At 70.2% G+C, this 15,572-nt stretch carries 15 protein-coding genes; 9 read left to right on the top strand and 6 right to left on the bottom strand.

Going from position 1 to position 15,572, the window contains the following annotated elements:
- The first annotated feature begins 76 nt into the window (after window positions 1-76).
- Window positions 77-1,075, top strand: a complete 999-nt coding sequence (locus ACZ4EG_RS04410) for a TAXI family TRAP transporter solute-binding subunit (RefSeq protein WP_453555583.1) — start codon at window positions 77-79, stop codon at window positions 1,073-1,075.
- On the opposite strand, the gene ACZ4EG_RS04405 is transcribed toward ACZ4EG_RS04410, so the two are convergent.
- The gene (locus tag ACZ4EG_RS04405; RefSeq protein WP_453555585.1) at window positions 1,054-2,502 is read right to left on the bottom strand and encodes a sensor histidine kinase; all 1,449 of its coding nucleotides are present in this window, start codon (window positions 2,500-2,502) and stop codon (window positions 1,054-1,056) included. The two genes, ACZ4EG_RS04410 and ACZ4EG_RS04405, sit on opposite strands and share 22 nt — an antisense overlap.
- A 9-nt stretch (window positions 2,503-2,511) precedes the next feature.
- The gene (locus ACZ4EG_RS04400) at window positions 2,512-3,198 is read right to left on the bottom strand and encodes a response regulator transcription factor (RefSeq protein WP_390730571.1); all 687 of its coding nucleotides are present in this window, start codon (window positions 3,196-3,198) and stop codon (window positions 2,512-2,514) included.
- A gap of 297 nt (window positions 3,199-3,495) precedes the next feature.
- Here ACZ4EG_RS04400 and ACZ4EG_RS04395 point away from each other — a divergent pair, with 297 nt between their 5' ends.
- The 8 genes from ACZ4EG_RS04395 to ACZ4EG_RS04360 all read left to right on the top strand — a co-directional run bounded on the left by ACZ4EG_RS04395 (window position 3,496) and on the right by ACZ4EG_RS04360 (window position 9,889).
- Window positions 3,496-4,272: an amino acid ABC transporter ATP-binding protein gene (locus ACZ4EG_RS04395; RefSeq protein WP_467789507.1), complete on the top strand. Its 777-nt coding sequence runs from the start codon at window positions 3,496-3,498 to the stop codon at window positions 4,270-4,272.
- Window positions 4,273-4,354: 82 nt separating this feature from the next.
- Window positions 4,355-5,191 carry a glutamate ABC transporter substrate-binding protein gene (locus ACZ4EG_RS04390; RefSeq protein WP_467789506.1) on the top strand — a complete coding sequence of 279 codons (837 nt, stop codon included), beginning with the start codon at window positions 4,355-4,357 and terminating at the stop codon, window positions 5,189-5,191.
- A gap of 80 nt (window positions 5,192-5,271) precedes the next feature.
- Window positions 5,272-5,940 carry an amino acid ABC transporter permease gene (locus ACZ4EG_RS04385; RefSeq protein ID WP_467789505.1) on the top strand — a complete coding sequence of 223 codons (669 nt, stop codon included), beginning with the start codon at window positions 5,272-5,274 and terminating at the stop codon, window positions 5,938-5,940.
- Window positions 5,937-6,836 carry an amino acid ABC transporter permease gene (locus tag ACZ4EG_RS04380; RefSeq protein WP_467789504.1) on the top strand — a complete coding sequence of 300 codons (900 nt, stop codon included), beginning with the start codon at window positions 5,937-5,939 and terminating at the stop codon, window positions 6,834-6,836. The genes ACZ4EG_RS04385 and ACZ4EG_RS04380 overlap by 4 nt, the downstream gene beginning before the upstream one ends.
- A 177-nt stretch (window positions 6,837-7,013) precedes the next feature.
- Entirely contained in the window at window positions 7,014-8,657 is a 1,644-nt protein-coding gene (locus ACZ4EG_RS04375; RefSeq protein WP_467789503.1) for an FAD-dependent monooxygenase, read from the top strand.
- 51 nt (window positions 8,658-8,708) lie between these two features.
- Window positions 8,709-8,822: a putative leader peptide gene (locus tag ACZ4EG_RS04370; protein WP_390707565.1), complete on the top strand. Its 114-nt coding sequence runs from the start codon at window positions 8,709-8,711 to the stop codon at window positions 8,820-8,822.
- A 111-nt stretch (window positions 8,823-8,933) separates the two neighbouring features.
- Window positions 8,934-9,479, top strand: a complete 546-nt coding sequence (locus ACZ4EG_RS04365; protein WP_453555593.1) for a cupin domain-containing protein — start codon at window positions 8,934-8,936, stop codon at window positions 9,477-9,479.
- On the top strand, window positions 9,476-9,889 hold the full coding sequence (locus ACZ4EG_RS04360; protein ID WP_467789502.1) for a rhodanese-like domain-containing protein: 414 nt from the start codon (window positions 9,476-9,478) through the stop codon (window positions 9,887-9,889). Before ACZ4EG_RS04365 ends, ACZ4EG_RS04360 begins: the two co-directional genes overlap by 4 nt.
- Window positions 9,890-9,980: 91 nt before the next feature.
- Here the strand turns inward: ACZ4EG_RS04360 and ACZ4EG_RS04355 are convergent, their stop codons facing one another.
- The 4 genes from ACZ4EG_RS04355 to recA form a co-directional block, all read right to left on the bottom strand.
- Window positions 9,981-12,509 (bottom strand): ABC transporter permease, encoded by a 2,529-nt coding sequence (locus ACZ4EG_RS04355; protein WP_467789501.1) that lies wholly within the window; start codon window positions 12,507-12,509, stop codon window positions 9,981-9,983.
- Window positions 12,506-13,120 (bottom strand): helix-turn-helix domain-containing protein, encoded by a 615-nt coding sequence (locus tag ACZ4EG_RS04350; RefSeq protein WP_467789500.1) that lies wholly within the window; start codon window positions 13,118-13,120, stop codon window positions 12,506-12,508. Before ACZ4EG_RS04350 ends, ACZ4EG_RS04355 begins: the two co-directional genes overlap by 4 nt.
- A gap of 220 nt (window positions 13,121-13,340) precedes the next feature.
- Window positions 13,341-14,228 carry a recombination regulator RecX gene (gene recX / locus ACZ4EG_RS04345; protein WP_467789499.1) on the bottom strand — a complete coding sequence of 296 codons (888 nt, stop codon included), beginning with the start codon at window positions 14,226-14,228 and terminating at the stop codon, window positions 13,341-13,343.
- A gap of 3 nt (window positions 14,229-14,231) precedes the next feature.
- Window positions 14,232-15,356, bottom strand: coding sequence for a recombinase RecA (gene recA, locus ACZ4EG_RS04340; RefSeq protein WP_467789498.1), 1,125 nt, complete (start codon window positions 15,354-15,356; stop codon window positions 14,232-14,234).
- Between the last annotated feature and the right edge of the window lie 216 nt (window positions 15,357-15,572).

The following is a 15,572-nucleotide window of genomic DNA, read 5'->3' as shown; positions in this document are numbered from 1 at the left end:
AGCGGCCGCCACCGACAACCCCCCGCGGCGAGCCCGGCGCTGGTCAGGACCGCGGGCGGCTGGCAGGATCGCGCGCATGTCCAAGGTCTTCCCCGGTATCGGCAGGCGCCGCGCGCTCCAGGGCGCGGCCGCCGGCTTCGTCGCGTTCGGGCTACTGCTGTGGTGGCTGCTGCCGCTCGGCGAGGAGCCACCGAGCGGGACGATCGTCTTCAGCACCGGCACGCCCCGGGGGGTCTACCAGCAGTACGGCGAGCGGCTGCGCACCGAACTCGACAGGGACATGCCGGGTCTGTCGGTCAAGCTGCTGAACAGCGCCGGTTCGCAGGAGAACGTGCGGCGGGTGGCCACCGGGAAGGCCGACTTCACCATCGCGGCGGCCGACGCGGTGGAGTCGTACGAGCTCCAGCACCTCAGCGGTGCCGGGCGGCTGCGCGGTGTGGCCCGGCTGTACGACGACTACGTTCAGCTCGTCGTGCCGCGCGACTCGCATGTCAGGTCCATCTCCGACCTGAAGCACAAGCGGGTGGCCATAGGGCTGCCCAACTCGGGGGTGCGGCTGATCGCCGTCCGGCTGCTCAAGGCCGCGGGGATCGATCCCAAGAAGGACATCACGCCGGTGTCCGACGGCATCGACACCGGGCCCGACAGGCTGGAACAGGGGAAGATCGACGCGTTCTTCTGGTCCGGCGGGCTGCCCACGAACGGGCTGGTCCAGCTCACCAAGACGTTCGACTTCAAGTTCGTCCCGATCGACGGCGACGTGGTCGACAAACTCCACGCCGAGGGAGACACCGCCCGCTACTACCGGGCCACCAACATGCCCGAGTCGGCGTACCCGTCCGTCCAGCAGGGGTCGACCGTGGCGACCATCGCGGTGTCCAACCTGCTGATGACCCGCACGGACATGGACCCCCGGCTGATCGAGTGGGTCACCCGAACCGTCATCAAGAGCCGCGACGACATCGGCGCCCACGTCCACTCCGCGCAACTGGTGGACCTCCGCACCGCCATCTACACGGACCCGCTCAGGCTGCACGAGGGGGCACGGCGGTACTACCGGTCGGTGAAGCCGTAACGGGGAGCGTGCGCGCCCCCGCCCTGAGCCACCGTCTCGCTCCTCGGCACCCGCACCGTCACACTCAGGCCGTGCGGGGCATGGTGCTCGTACTCGATGGAGCCGCCGCCCGCCGCGAGGAGGGCGCGGGTGATGGAGAGGCCGAGGCCGGAGCCCTTGACGTTCTGGTGGCGGCCGCTGCGCCAGAAGCGGTCGCCGACGCGGGCTAGTTCCTCCTCGGTGAGGCCGGGGCCGGTGTCGGTGACCACGACCGTCGAGGACTCGCCGTTGGAGGCGACGGTCACCGTGACGGTGCCCTCCTGCGGTGTGAACTTCACGGCGTTGTCGATCACCGCGTCCAGCGCGCTGGACAGTGTGATCGGGTCGGCCCAGCCGGTGGTCGGCGGGCAGTCGCCGGTCAGCCGGACCCCCTTGGCCTCGGCCGTCGGCGTCCACGCGGCCAGCCGCTCGGCGGCCAGCTGTCCGACGTCCGTCAGCCGCAGGTCGGCCTCGGCGTGCTCGGCCAGCGCGAGGTCGAGCAGGTCGTCCAGGACCTGCGCGAGCCGCTTGCCCTCGGTACGGACCGAGGCGATCTCCTCGTTGCCCTCGGGCAGTTCGAGGGCGAGCAGCTCGATGCGCAGCAGCAGCGCCGAGAGCGGGTTGCGCAGTTGGTGCGAGGCGTCGGCGACGAAGGCGCGCTGCTGCTCCAGCACGTCCTCGACGTTGTCCGCCATCTCGTTGAACGACCGGGCGAGCCTGCGGAGTTCCGGCGGCCCGCCGGCCACCGCGACCCGGGACTTCAGCCGCCCGGTGGCGATGTCATGAGTGGTGGCGTCGAGCACGCGTACCGGCTTGAGCACCCAGCCGGTCAGCCGTAGCGCCGCGCCCACGGCCAGCAGCATCGCGGCGATCTCACCGGCTCCGATCAGCAGCCAGCCGCGCAGCGTCCGCGACCGCATGGGCCCCGTGGGCGAGTCGGTGAGCACGACCGCGACGACGTCTCCGTCCCGGATCACCGGCGAGGCGACGATGAGGCGGCTGCGCTGCCAGGGCCACACCTGTTCGGGGTCATGGCTGCGCCGGCTGAGCAGCGCCTCGTCGAAGGCGTCCCGCGCCTCCCCGCTCTGGGGCAGGAGCCAGTCGTCGGGTGCGTTGGCCATCGCCGCACCGTTGCGGTAGAAGACGCCCGCGCGAATGCCGTAGACCCCGTAGTAGCTGGCGAGTTCGCGGCGCAGCGTCTCCTTGCGGTCGTCCTCGGTCGTGCGCGGGGATCCGGTGCCGTCGGTGACGAACTGGGCGAGCGCCGCGAAGCGCGCCGTGTCGTCGATCCGGTCGACGACCACCGTCTGCTGCTGCGCCGCGGCCACGCTGACGGCGAGCGGGAGGCCCAGTGCGAGCAGCACGGCCGCCATCAGGACGATGAGCAGCGGCAGGAGACGTGTGCGCACCCGTCCCCGCTACGCGGCCGGGGCGACGAGTCGGTAGCCGACGCCGCGTACGGTCTCGATCAGCGCGGGCATGCGCAGCTTGGCGCGCAGGGAGGCGACATGCACCTCAAGGGTGCGTCCCGTTCCCTCCCAGCTGGTGCGCCACACCTCGCTGATGATCTGCTCCCGCCGGAAGACGACGCCGGGGCGCTGGGCGAGCAGCGCGAGAAGGTCGAACTCCTTGCGGGTCAGCTGGACGACCGAACCGTTGACGCTGACCTGGCGCGTGGGCAGTTCGATGCACACGGACCCCAGGCGCAGCGCGTCCTCGGTGCCCGGTACGGCGTCCTCGTGGGCGGTGCGCCGGCTGACGGCGTGGATCCGGGCGAGCAGTTCCCCGGTGTCGTACGGCTTCACCACGTAGTCGTCGGCGCCGAGGTTGAGGCCGTGGATGCGGGAGCGCACGTCGGAGCGGGCGGTGACCATGATCACCGGGGTGCTGGTGCGCTTGCGGATCTTGCCGCAGACCTCGTATCCGTCCTGGTCGGGCAGGCCGAGGTCGAGCAGGACCACGCCGAATCCGGGCCCCTCGGGTACGAGCGCCTGAAGCGCCTCCTCGCCGCTGCGGGCATGGGTCACATGGAATCCGTGTCGCGCGAGGACCGCGGAAAGCGCCGCGGCAACGTGGTTGTCGTCCTCGACGAGCAGCAGTCTCATCCCGGCCCCCTCCGGTTCAGTGGTCGTACGGTCCTGGTTCGTTCTCGGCTTGTACAAAACGCGCGCACGCGCGCGTGCACCAAGGCAGTCACGCCGATGGATGATGATGACGTCAAGACGGTTCCGGTTCCATGCGGGTTCCGTTACCCGGCCGATACGTGCCCCGGCCGCAACTGCTACGACACGTGTCCGATTGCTATCGGATCGTGATGCTCAGATTCCCCTCAGATGTAATGACGCTGGTCATTCGGGGTTACTACATTCCTCCGAAACCGAGGAGGACGGAGCCCGAAAGCGATGACCGAAGTATCGGTGGCCAAGCAGGACATGGCCGCGACCGGCGACTTGGTCGTCCTGGAGAGCGTCAACAAGCACTTCGGCGCCTTGCATGTACTCCAGGACATCGATCTCACGATCGCCCGCGGTGAGGTCGTGGTGGTCATCGGGCCCTCCGGGTCCGGGAAGTCCACCCTGTGCCGCACCATCAACCGCCTGGAGACCATTGACGCGGGCACCATCACGATCGACGGAAAGCCGCTGCCCCAGGAGGGCAAGGAGCTGGCCCGGCTGCGGGCGGACGTCGGGATGGTCTTCCAGTCGTTCAACCTCTTCGCGCACAAGACCGTGCTCGAGAACGTGATGCTGGGCCAGATCAAGGTCCGCAAGACCGACAAGAAGCAGGCCCAGGACAAGGCCCGCGCCCTGCTCGACCGGGTCGGCGTGGGCACCCAGGCCGACAAGTACCCGGCACAGCTCTCCGGCGGCCAGCAGCAGCGCGTCGCCATCGCGCGCGCTCTGGCCATGGGCCCGAAGGTCATGCTCTTCGACGAGCCGACCTCGGCCCTGGACCCCGAGATGATCAACGAGGTCCTCGAGGTCATGCAGCAACTCGCCCGCGACGGGATGACGATGATCGTCGTCACCCACGAGATGGGATTCGCACGATCGGCTGCAAACCGGGTGGTCTTCATGGCCGACGGCCGGATCGTCGAACAAGCTGCGCCCGACCAGTTCTTCAGCAATCCGCGCAGCGACCGGGCCAAGGACTTCCTCTCGAAGATCCTGCACCACTGACGGCACGCGTCCGCGCCGCGGACGACCGACCTGCGTCACCCGCCTGACGACTCCCCTGTTCACCAGACAAAGGATGTTCACGATGAAGCTCCGCAAGGTCACCGCCGCCTCGGCCGTCGTACTCGCGCTCTCCGTCGCCGCAACGGCGTGTGGGTCGGACAAGAAGGACGACAGCGGTTCCTCCGGCGGCGGCAAGAAGATCACCATCGGCATCAAGTTCGACCAGCCCGGCATCGGCCAGAAGACGCCGCAGGGCTACTCGGGCTTCGACGTCGACGTGGCCACGTACGTCGCCAAGAAGCTCGGTTACAGCGCCGACCAGATCGAGTGGAAGGAGTCCAAGAGCGCCGACCGCGAGACCATGCTCAAGCGCGGCGACGTCGACTTCATCGCCGCCTCCTACTCGATCACCCCTGAGCGCCAGAAGCTGGTGGACTTCGCCGGCCCGTACCTGTTGGCCCACCAGGACGTGCTGATCCGCGCGGACGACAACACCATCAAGTCGCCGGCGGACCTCAACAAGAAGAAGCTGTGCTCGGTCACCGGCTCGACGTCGGCGCAGAACGTCCACGACAAGCTGGCTCCCAAGGCCCAGCTGCAGGAGTACCCGACGTACTCCGCGTGCCTGACCGGTCTGCAGAACAAGGCGATCGACGCCTTGACCACCGACGACTCGATCCTCGCCGGTTACGCCGCCCAGTCCCAGTTCAAGGGCAAGTTCAAGCTCGGCGGCTTCAAGATGACGAACGAGAACTACGGTATCGGCGTCAAGAAGGGCAGCGACCTCAAGGACAAGATCAACAAGGCCCTGGAGGACATGGTCACCGACGGCTCCTGGAAGAAGGCCGTGGACAAGAACTTCGGCCCGGCCGGCTACAAGAACGAGCCCGCCCCGAAGATCGGTGACATCAAGAGCTGAGGCAACGCCCGGCGGGTGCGCCGTCCGCCAGGGCGGCGCACCGGGGTATCGCATCCCTACACGCGGAAGCGCGGGAGATCGTGTTCGACTTTCTTGAAGGTTACGACCTGCTGGGAGCCTTCTGGACGACGGTGCAGCTGACGCTGCTGTCCGCCGTCGGCTCCCTGATCTGGGGCACTCTGCTGGCCGCCATGCGGGTGGGCCCGGTGCCGCTGATGCGCGGTTTCGGTACCGCCTACGTGAACATCGTGCGGAACATCCCTCTGACGGTGATCATCCTGTTCACCTCGCTCGGCCTCAGCCAGACCCTCGGCGTCACCCTCGGTGCGGCGGACGACTTCAAGACGCTCAACTTCCGGCTGGCCGTGCTCGGTCTGATCGCCTACACCTCGGCCTTCGTGTGCGAGGCCCTGCGGTCCGGCATCAACACGGTTCCGGTCGGGCAGGCGGAGGCGGCCCGGGCCATCGGCCTCAACTTCACGCAGGTGCTGGGTCTGGTCGTGCTGCCGCAGGCCTTCCGGGCGGCCGTCGGCCCGCTGACGAACGTCCTGATCGCGCTGACGAAGAACACGACCGTGGCGGCCGCGATCGGCGTCGCGGAGGCGGCGGCGCTGATGAAGGTGATGGTCGACAAGGAGGCACAACTGATCCCGATCGCCGCGATCTTCGCCCTCGGGTTCGTGTGCCTGACGCTGCCGACGGGTCTGATCCTCGGCTGGGTGGGCAAGAAGGTGGCGGTTAAGCGATGAGTTCGGTCCTCTACGACGCCCAGGGACCCAGCGCCAAGCGGCGCAATGTCCTCTACGCAGCCGTCTTCATAGTCGCCCTCGCGGCCGTCCTGTGGTGGGTGTACAGCGCCCTGAACGACAAGGACCAGCTCGCCTGGGACAAGTGGAAGCCGTTCTTCACCGGCAGCGAGGCCTACTCGACGTACATCTGGCCCGGTCTGCAGAACACGCTGAAGGCCGCTGCGCTGGCCATGATCATCGCGCTGCCACTGGGCGCGGTCCTCGGCATCGCCCGCCTCTCCGACCACCTCTGGATCCGTGTACCGGCCTCGGCCGTGGTCGAGTTCTTCCGGGCCATCCCGGTATTGGTCCTGATGATCTTCGGGCAAGCCCTGTACGCCAACTACACCAATGTCAGTTCGGACGACCGCCCGCTGTACGCGGTCGTCACGGGACTCGTGCTGTACAACGCGTCGGTCCTCGCGGAGATCGTCCGCGCGGGCATCCTCGCCCTGCCGAGGGGCCAGTCCGAGGCTGCGATGGCGATCGGTCTGCGCAAGAACCAGGTGATGCGGCTCGTCCTGCTACCGCAGGCGGTCACCGCGATGCTCCCGGCGATCGTGAGCCAGCTGGTCGTGATCGTGAAGGACACGGCACTCGGCGGCGCGATCCTCACCTTCCCCGAACTGCTCGCGGCCGCCAACACAATGATCGGCTACTACGGGAACACCATCGCCTCCTTCACCGTCGTGGCCGTAATCTTCGTCGTGCTCAATTTCTCCCTCACGTCGTTCGCCAGCTGGCTTGAGGTACGGCTGCGCCGCGCCAAGAAGTCCACCGGCGCGGTGGTCGGCGTCGAAGCGGTCGCCGAACTGGCCGCTCCGGGCGAGCACGAGGACGTGACGAAGTCGTTCTGACGGGTGATCCGACAAGACGACAACATGCGGTAGGCAGTGGCATGATCGCCACTGCCCCCGTCACTTGACGCAAACCCCGCCAATGGGTTGCATACGTTCTGTGATCGTGCACCCTGCCCCAACTTCTTGTTCACACATGTCCGTCAGGGCACAGCCGCGGGCAGGGGGCGTCGCGCCGTGGACCCGGTGATCATCGTGGGTGCGGGGCCCGTCGGGCTCACGACGGCCCTGGCGCTGGCCCGTCACGAGGTGCCGTCCGTCGTCCTCGACGAGGGCCCCGGCAAGGACGAACCGCGCGCCGCGCGCACGGTCGTACTGCGCGAGGAGACCGCCGCCCTGATGGAGCGGCTGACCGGCGTCCCGCTCGCCGAGCGGGGTGCGCGCTGGGCCGGATGGCGGTCTCTGCGGCGCAAGCAGGTGATGCGCGAGCTCGTCTTCGACGACACCGAACCCGCCCCGCTGCACCTGGCACAGCACGTGCTGACCAACGCCCTGCGCACCGCCCTCGCCGACGAGCCGCTGGTCAGGATCGCCCTCGACAGCCGGCTCGACAGCATCGAGCAGGAGCGCTCGGGAGTCACCGCGCACACCCGCGGCCCCAAGGGCACCTGGTGGCGGGGCAGTTATCTGGTCGGCTGCGACGGCCCGCGCTCGACCGTGCGCAAGCTGCAGGACATCCGCTTCCCCGGCCGTACGGCGGTGGAGCGACACGCCGTCGCCGCGCTGCGTGTGGAACTTCCGTGGCCCGGTCAGGCGTTGCTCCATCGGATGCCGCCGTGGCGGACGTCCGGGCCCTCGGCCGGGGAGGTGACCGCCCGCCCCCTCCCGGACGGCGTGTGGCGCCTGGACTGGCTGCTGCCGCCGGGCAAGGACCTGGTCACGCCCGACCTCCTGGTGGCCCGTGTCCGCGAGACCCTCGCGGGCTGGACGGACGGCCCCACACCGACGTACGAACTCCTCGACACCGGAGTCCACACGGTGCACCACCGCCTCGCCCGCCGGTGGCGCACCGGCCGGGTCTTCCTCGCCGGGGACGCGGCGCACCTGCTCGGCGCGCTGGGCACCCAGGGGCTGGACGAGGGGCTCAGGGACGCCGACAACCTCGCCTGGAAGCTGGCCGTGGCCTGGCACCACGGGCCGCACGAGGCGCTGCTCGACAGCTATCAGGCGGAGCGGCGTGCGGTGGTGGCCGCCCGGTTGCGCGCCGCCGACCAGGTACTGCCTGTGCTGCGCGGCAGTGGCGGGCTGCGCTCGTACGTCCCCGGCTCGGGCCGGGGCCAAGAGGCGCTGCTCACGGACGGTCACCTGGGGCGCGGGGCGCTGGGCGCGCCGGGCTCGTACGCTGGTTCACCGCTCGCGCCCCGGCACCTGGAAGGGGAGGTCTCCGTCGACACTCCTCCCGGCACACCTGTGACCGATGTGCGGGTCACGGCGGAGGACGGCTCCTTCGTACGGCTGCGGGACCGGCTCGGGCGTGGCGCGCTGCTGGTCGTGCTGATCGCGCCGGGCACGGGTGTGTGGGACCGCAAGCACTGGGTCTCCGCGGGGCTCATGCCCCGGCTGGCCGCCGCGGTGACCGCGTTGCCGTACCCCGCGGAGCTGCTGGTCGCCGAGGAGTACCCGGGCGCGCCGGCGCATACCGTGCTGCTCGTGCGCCCCGACGGTCACCTGGTCACCGCACTGAGCGGGGTCCGGCCGGCCGACCTGTACGCGGCGGCGGAGGCGACTCTCGGCGGGGCGGTGAAGGCGGAGAAGGAGGAGGAGAAGGAGTCGGAGGCGCAGGCAGAGGCCGGGGCCGGGGCGGGCTCCAGCGTGCGTTGACCGTGAGTGCGGTCACCCTCCGGTCCACATAGTGACTGTCGGTTGACCGGTATGCACCGGCATGGTGTACTCCGGATCGTGACCGACACCGATGTGCGCCTGTGGCGGAGGGTCCATATGGACCTGGTCCGCTATGCGGGCTGCGTGTGTCGCACGTCCTGCTGAATTCGCATCGCTGAATTCGCCATCCCTCTCTTCTCTCCTTCTCTTCCCGTCGCGCGCCGTTCCCCGCATTGCCGCGCGTCACCTCAGCGAACGCACCTCAGGACGGTGTACGTGTCTGTCTCTCCCTCTCTCTCCCCCACGCCCCCCGCCCAGGGGTCCGCTTCCGCGCCCACGCAGGCGGACCTCCTCGGCTTCGTACGGCAGGTGGCCGCCGACGCCGAACTGATCGCCTCACTCCCGCTCGACCCGGAGGGCCGCACCTGGGTGCGACTGGAGGGCCCCGGCGGCAGCGAGGCCTGGCTGATCGGCTGGCCGCCCGGCACCGGCACCGGCTGGCACGACCATGCCGAGTCCGTCGGCGCCTTCATCACCGCGACGGGCGAACTCAAGGAGAACTCCCTCGCCGTCCGGCTGCCCGCCGACGGCTGGAAGACCCTGGAACTGACCGACGACGTGGACCGCGAGCGGCAGCTGCCGGCCGGACAGGGCCGCTCCTTCGGCCGACACCACGTCCACGAGGTGCTGAACGAGTCCACCGACCAGCACGCCATCTCCGTGCATGCCTACTACCCGCCCCTGCCGCGGATCCGCCGCTACAGCCGCACGGGCCCGGTGCTGCGCCTGGAACAGGTCGAGCGTCCGCAGGACTGGCAGTGAGCGGGACCGAGGAGAAGCCGGAAGAACAGCCGGTGGGCATCGACGAACTGCTGGAGCGGGTGCGCGACGGCTACCGGCGGATCGAGCCGCTGGAGGCGTACGGCGCGATGCAGGCCGGCATGGCCCTGCTGGTCGACATCCGCTATGCGGCCCTGCGCGAGAAGGACGGACTGATCCCCGGCGCGCTCGTCGTGGAGCGCAACGAACTGGAGTGGCGCCTGGATCCCCGCGGCAGCCATCGCGCCCCCGAGGCGACCGGCCACGACCTGCGCGTCGTGGTGGTCTGCAACGAGGGCTACGCGTCCAGCCTGGCGGCGGCCTCCCTGCACCGGCTGGGCCTGCACCGGGCGACGGACCTGGTCGGCGGCTTCCAGGCGTGGAAGGCGGCAGGGCTGCCGGTCACCTCCTGACACACGGTCACCTCCTGATACGCGCTCACCCCTCGGGCGGGCAGTACCGCGGGGCCATGTCCGTGGTCGGCGAGGCGCTCGGGCACCGGTGCTACTCCTTCGCGGTCGCCACCGTCACCGCGCGCACCCTGAGCGCCACGCGTCCCGGGAGCGCGGTGGCCACCAGGGCGAGGACGGCGGCGACCGCGACGACGGTGACGTACAGCAACGGCGTGACCGTGGGCGCGGCCCGGCCCGTCATACCGATGCCGAACGCGGTCAGCACGGCGAGGGCGATGCCGCTGCCGAGTGCCGTGGCGAGGAGCAGGACCGCCAGGGCCTCGGTGCGCAGCATCCGGAGCACCTGGCGCCGGGTCGCCCCGGCCAGGCGGAGCAGCGCGAACTCGCGGACGCGTTCGGAGACCGACATGGCGAGCGTGTTGACCACGGCGATGGCCGTGAAGGCCAGGACGAGCCCCATGGCCAGATAGTTGACCTCGGCGTTCGCCTGCTGCCGGTCCGCCTGGAGCGAGTCGGCGGCGGCCGGGGAAAGAATTCGAAGTCCCGGGAACTTACGGAGAGTAGTCGCGAGTTGTGTCTGTGTACGGGTCGTGCTGACGAGGACGGAGGAGGCGAGCGGGTTGTCGACGTGTCGGGCGACGAGGTCGTGGGCGAAGGTGATGTCGCCGAAGCCGAGACCCCGGGCGTAGACGGCGGCGACGGTGAGCGTGGCGGGCGTGCCGTCGCCGAGCGTGAGTTTCAAGGTGCTGCCGGGCTTCAAGTGGCGCTGATCCGCGGCGAGTTCACTGACCGCGACGGTGTTCCCGGTCAGCCGGCCGAGGGAGCCGGCGGTGACCTTCGGGTCCCAGGTGCGGGTGAGGCCCTCAGGGGTGACGCCCTGGGCGGCGTATTTGTCCAGGCCGATGCGGACGGTCGTGCGGACCACTTCGGTGACGGCGTCGTGATGGGTACGCAGCTGCCGCGCGGCCTCGGCCGGGACGCCCGGTCCCTGGGCGGCGACGACCCAATCCGCGGTGACGCCCTCGCGGGCCTGGGCCCGGGCGGCGCCGCCGAGGGTCGACTGGACGAACAGGACGGTGCAGGTCATGCCGATGAGAAGAGTGAGGGGGGTGACTGCGGAGGCCATCCGGGCGGCGTTCCCGCGCAGGTTGGCGGTCGCGAGCCGACCGCTGTGACCGGTGAGCCGCAGCGGGCCGGCGAGCAGCAGCGCGGCCGCCCTGACCAGCAGGGGACCGAGCAGAGCAACGGAGGTCGACAGGACCACGACGGCGAGGAAGGTCACGGGAGTCGAGGCGGGCTCGGTGCGCAAGGAGGTGAGAACGACGACGAGGACGATTCCGCCGGCGAGCAGCAGCAGACCGGCGAAGATCCGCCCCCAGGCGGTGCGGGCACGCTCGGTCCTGGCCTCGGCCAGTGCCTCGGCCGGACGGATCCGGGCGATCCGGCGCGAGGCGATACGGGCCGCGGCCCACGCCCCGACCAGGGTCACCGCGAGCGCCGCAAGGGGCGGAAAGACGCCGGCGGTGTGCTGCAGTGTGTCGGGTACGGCGCCCAGGGCGACGAACCGATCGTGCAGCAGACCTCCTAGAGGAAGCCCGAGGAGCGCGCCGACCGTGCCCGCGGCCGCACCGACGACCAGGGCCTCGCGGCCGAGCAGCTTGCGGATCTGGCCGGAAGTGGCGGCGATGGCGCGGAGCAGGGCGAGTTCGCGGTGGCGCTGCTGGACGGAGAGCGCGAAGGTACCGACGACCACGAGGACGGCCACGAGCAGCGAGGTCCCGCCCATCGCGCCACCCATGCTGACGAGCCGGGTCCGGGCGGCTGCCGCGTCCAGGAACTCGACGGGGCCACGGGCGTCTCCGCTGCTGACCTGAGCGGTGGTGCCGTGCAGCGCCCTCGCCACCGACTGTCGCAGGTGGTCCGGGTCCGTGCCCTTGGCGGGGAGCACGCCGTATGCGGTCACCTGCCCGGGGTGCGCGGCCAGTCGGCGGGCCTCGGCGCTGGAGAAGAACAGCGACGTCTGATGGCGTACGTCCGTTGCAGGAGCGGCAATGCCGGAGATCCGGTAGCTGCGCGGGGACCGCGTCGACTGCACGGTGAGGTGGTCACCGGGCCGAAGGTGGGCGCGTGCGGCCAGATAGCGGTCGACGACGAGGCCGGTGGCGGTCTTGGGGGCGGTGCCGGCGGTCAGCCGGTACGGCGTGAGCGCGGCGGAGTCCCAGGCGTGTCCGTAGGCGGTACGGCCGCCGGTTCCGGCCGGGGTCAACGGCTCGGCGAGGAAGGTCAGTTCGGGGACTACCCGGGCGACGCCCGGGGTGCCGGCGAGGGTGCGCTCCAGAGCGGCCGGGAGCCAGGCACGTTCGGCGATGGGTTTCGCCTTGTGCTTGATCTTGGTCTTGCCCTTCTTGTGCTTGACGGTGGTCTGGTGGACGTTCTGGTCGGCGGAGACCACGACCGGGGCCGCCGCATAGCGCTCGGTGCGGATCGTGCCGCGCAGGCCGGTGTCGAGCAGGGTGCCGCAGGCGGTGATGAGTGCGGCTGCGCACATCAGGGCGAGGAAGGCGCCGAGGAATCCGGCCTTGCGGGCGCGGACGGTCCGAAGGGCATGACGCAGCATCATGAGGGCCGGGTCTCTTTTCTGTTGTCGGTCGGGGTGTTGTGGTCGGCCGGGGCAGGGAAGGCGAGCAGGCGCGTGAGTACGGTGCGGGCATCGGGCGGGGTGTCGGCCTCGGGGCGCTTGTAGCGGTTGAGGAGGGCGATGTACTCCTCGAAGAACTCAAGGAGTTCGGGCAGGGTCAGCCGGATGGTGCCGCGCGAGTAGGGGAAGGCGTCCGCCCATGGGTCGCCCTCGTCCGTGTCCAGCTGGAGCTGCTCGAACAGCTCCAGATCGGCGGCATGGGCGTGATGGTTCAGCTCGTCCATGCCGTGCCGGAACTCCGCGCTCTGCCGACTGCGCGGCGGGAATCGCAGGTCGCCAGGGACGGCCCGCCACCATCGTTCCCGGCCGTGGCCGGCGGCCGCGGTGGTCTCCTCGACGAAGCCGTACCGGGCGAGTTCACGCAGGTGGTAGCTGGTCGAGCCGGTGTTCAGCCCCAGCGCGCGGGCGAGGGTGGCGGAGGTCGCCGGGCCGTGCAGGGTGAGGTGCTGAAGCATGCGCTGCCGACGCGGGTGGCCGAGCGCCTTGAGCGCGGCGAGGTCGGAAAGCTCGACGGGAGCGGGCGGTACGGGCATGCGTACACAGTCGTCTGTGCACAGGTGGCTGTGCACTGCGGTGCTCCGGCCTCTTCGGACTGGGGTCAGCCCCACCCCGTCCATGGAAGGGCGGCTCGGCAGGCGTCGCCGGGATCACACGGCGGATCACGCGACGGATCAAAAGGCCCTCACGAAGGCCTCTCGATCGAAGGCCCTCAACCGATCGGAGCGGGCCGACCGGTCCGGGGCCGACGGTGGCTCAGGGCTCCTCGCCCTCAAGGAACTCCGTGTCCTCGCCCTCTTCTTCCAGCGCCTGTCGGACGACCCGGAGAGCCATGCCCTCGGAGTACCCCTTGCGGGCGAGCATCCCCGCGAGGCGCCGTATCCGCTTGTCGCGGTCGAGGCCGCGGGTGGCGCGCAGCTTGCGGGCGACGAGTTCGCGGGCGGTCGCCTCCTCCTGCTCGGAGTCGAGTTGGGCGACGGCCTCGTCGATCAGCGTCGAGTCGACGCCCTTGGTCCGCAGCTCACGCGCGAGCGCGCGCCGGGCCAGCCCCCGGCCGTGGTGCCGGGACTCCACCCAGGCGTCGGCGAACGCGCTGTCGTCGATCAGGCCGACCTCCTCGAACCGCGACAGCACTTCGTCGGCGACGTCGTCCGGGATCTCCCTCTTGCGCAGGGCGTCCGCGAGTTGCTTCCGCGTGCGCGGGGTCCCGGTGAGCAGGCGCAGACAGATCGCCCGCGCCCGCTCAGCCGGGTCCCCCGGGTGCTCCTTCTTCTCGGCCCTCGACGAGGAGAAGGAGTCCCCGTCCTCATCAGGCGCCGCACCGGACGCCTCACCGAAGCCACCGCGCCCACCGCGCCCGCGACGTCCGCGCGAGCCGCCCCGGACACGCGTCCCACGGCCACCGCGCCGCGAACCGCCGCGCGGCTCGTCGCCGCTGGGGCCGTCCGGGTCATGGCCCGGATCGCCCCCGTACGACCCGTCACCTCCGTAGGACCCGTCGCCCTCGTACGGCCCGGTGTCCGCGAACGCGCCGTCGCCCCCCGTACCGTCGCCCGTCCGGGCAGGACCCGCGCCGCCTCTCCCCCGCCGCTCCCGTGGAGCGTCGGGGTACGCGTACTCGGCCCAGTCGGTTCGTCGTGTCACGGGTCAGCTCTTGGCTGCGCCGGCCTTGGGCTTGGCGGCCTTGCCGGCTGCCGGGGCGGGCACCGTCTTCCCGGCGTCCGTACTGGCCGCGGCCGGGGCGTCGGCGCCCTGCTCGGCGGCGGGCTCCTCCGGCCGCACTCCGACGCCCAGCTTCTCCTTGATCTTCTTCTCGATCTCGTTGGCCAGGTCGGGGTTGTCCTTGAGGAAGTTGCGCGCGTTCTCCTTGCCCTGGCCGAGCTGGTCGCCCTCGTACGTGTACCAGGCGCCGGCCTTGCGGACGAAGCCGTGCTCCACGCCCATGTCGATCAGACCGCCCTCACGGCTGATGCCATGGCCGTAGAGGATGTCGAACTCGGCCTGCTTGAAGGGCGGCGCGACCTTGTTCTTCACGACCTTGCAGCGGGTGCGGTTGCCGACCGCCTCCGTGCCGTCCTTCAGGGTCTCGATGCGGCGGATGTCGATGCGCACCGAGGCGTAGAACTTCAGCGCCCGGCCACCGGTCGTGGTCTCCGGGGAGCCGAACATCACGCCGATCTTCTCGCGGAGCTGGTTGATGAAGATCGCGGTGGTCTTCGACTGGTTGAGCGCGCTGGTGATCTTCCGCAGGGCCTGGCTCATCAGACGGGCCTGCAGACCGACGTGGCTGTCGCCCATCTCGCCCTCGATCTCCGCGCGCGGGACGAGCGCGGCGACGGAGTCGATGACGATGAGGTCGAGGGCGCCGGAGCGGACCAGCATGTCCACGATCTCCAGGGCCTGCTCGCCGTTGTCGGGCTGGGAGAGGATGAGGTTGTCGATGTCGACGCCGAGCTTGCGCGCGTACTCGGGGTCGAGGGCGTGCTCCGCGTCCACGAACGCGACCTGACCGCCGGCCTTCTGTGCGTTCGCCACGGCGTGCAGGGTCAGGGTCGTCTTACCGGAGGACTCCGGGCCGTAGATCTCCACGACGCGGCCGCGCGGCAGTCCGCCGACGCCCAGGGCCACGTCGAGCGCGGTCGACCCGGTCGGGATGACCTCGATGGGCTCCCTCGACCGCTCGCCCATGCGCATGACCGCGCCCTTGCCGAATTGCCGTTCAATCTGTGCGAGTGCGGCGTCGAGCGCCTTCTCGCGGTCGGTTCCTGCCATGGGTTCCACCCGGTTTGCTTGAGTCGATCGCTTCACGTCAAAGACGCTAACGCCTGCCACTGACAATGCGCCCCGACGCCGGCCCGGCCTGTGGACAACTCGGGCACTTCTCCACCCAAACCATGTCGAAATCCCCGTCGAGAGCCTCGCCCGAGCCTCCATGAGAATGGATGTTCGATTTTCATGTCAAGCGCACCGGGCGACACCTGCGATGCT

Source organism: Streptomyces sp. NPDC025638 (assembly GCF_055558775.1).
The sequence above is the reverse complement of the archived record's forward strand: the minus strand, read 5'-3'. Positions and strand labels throughout refer to the sequence as shown.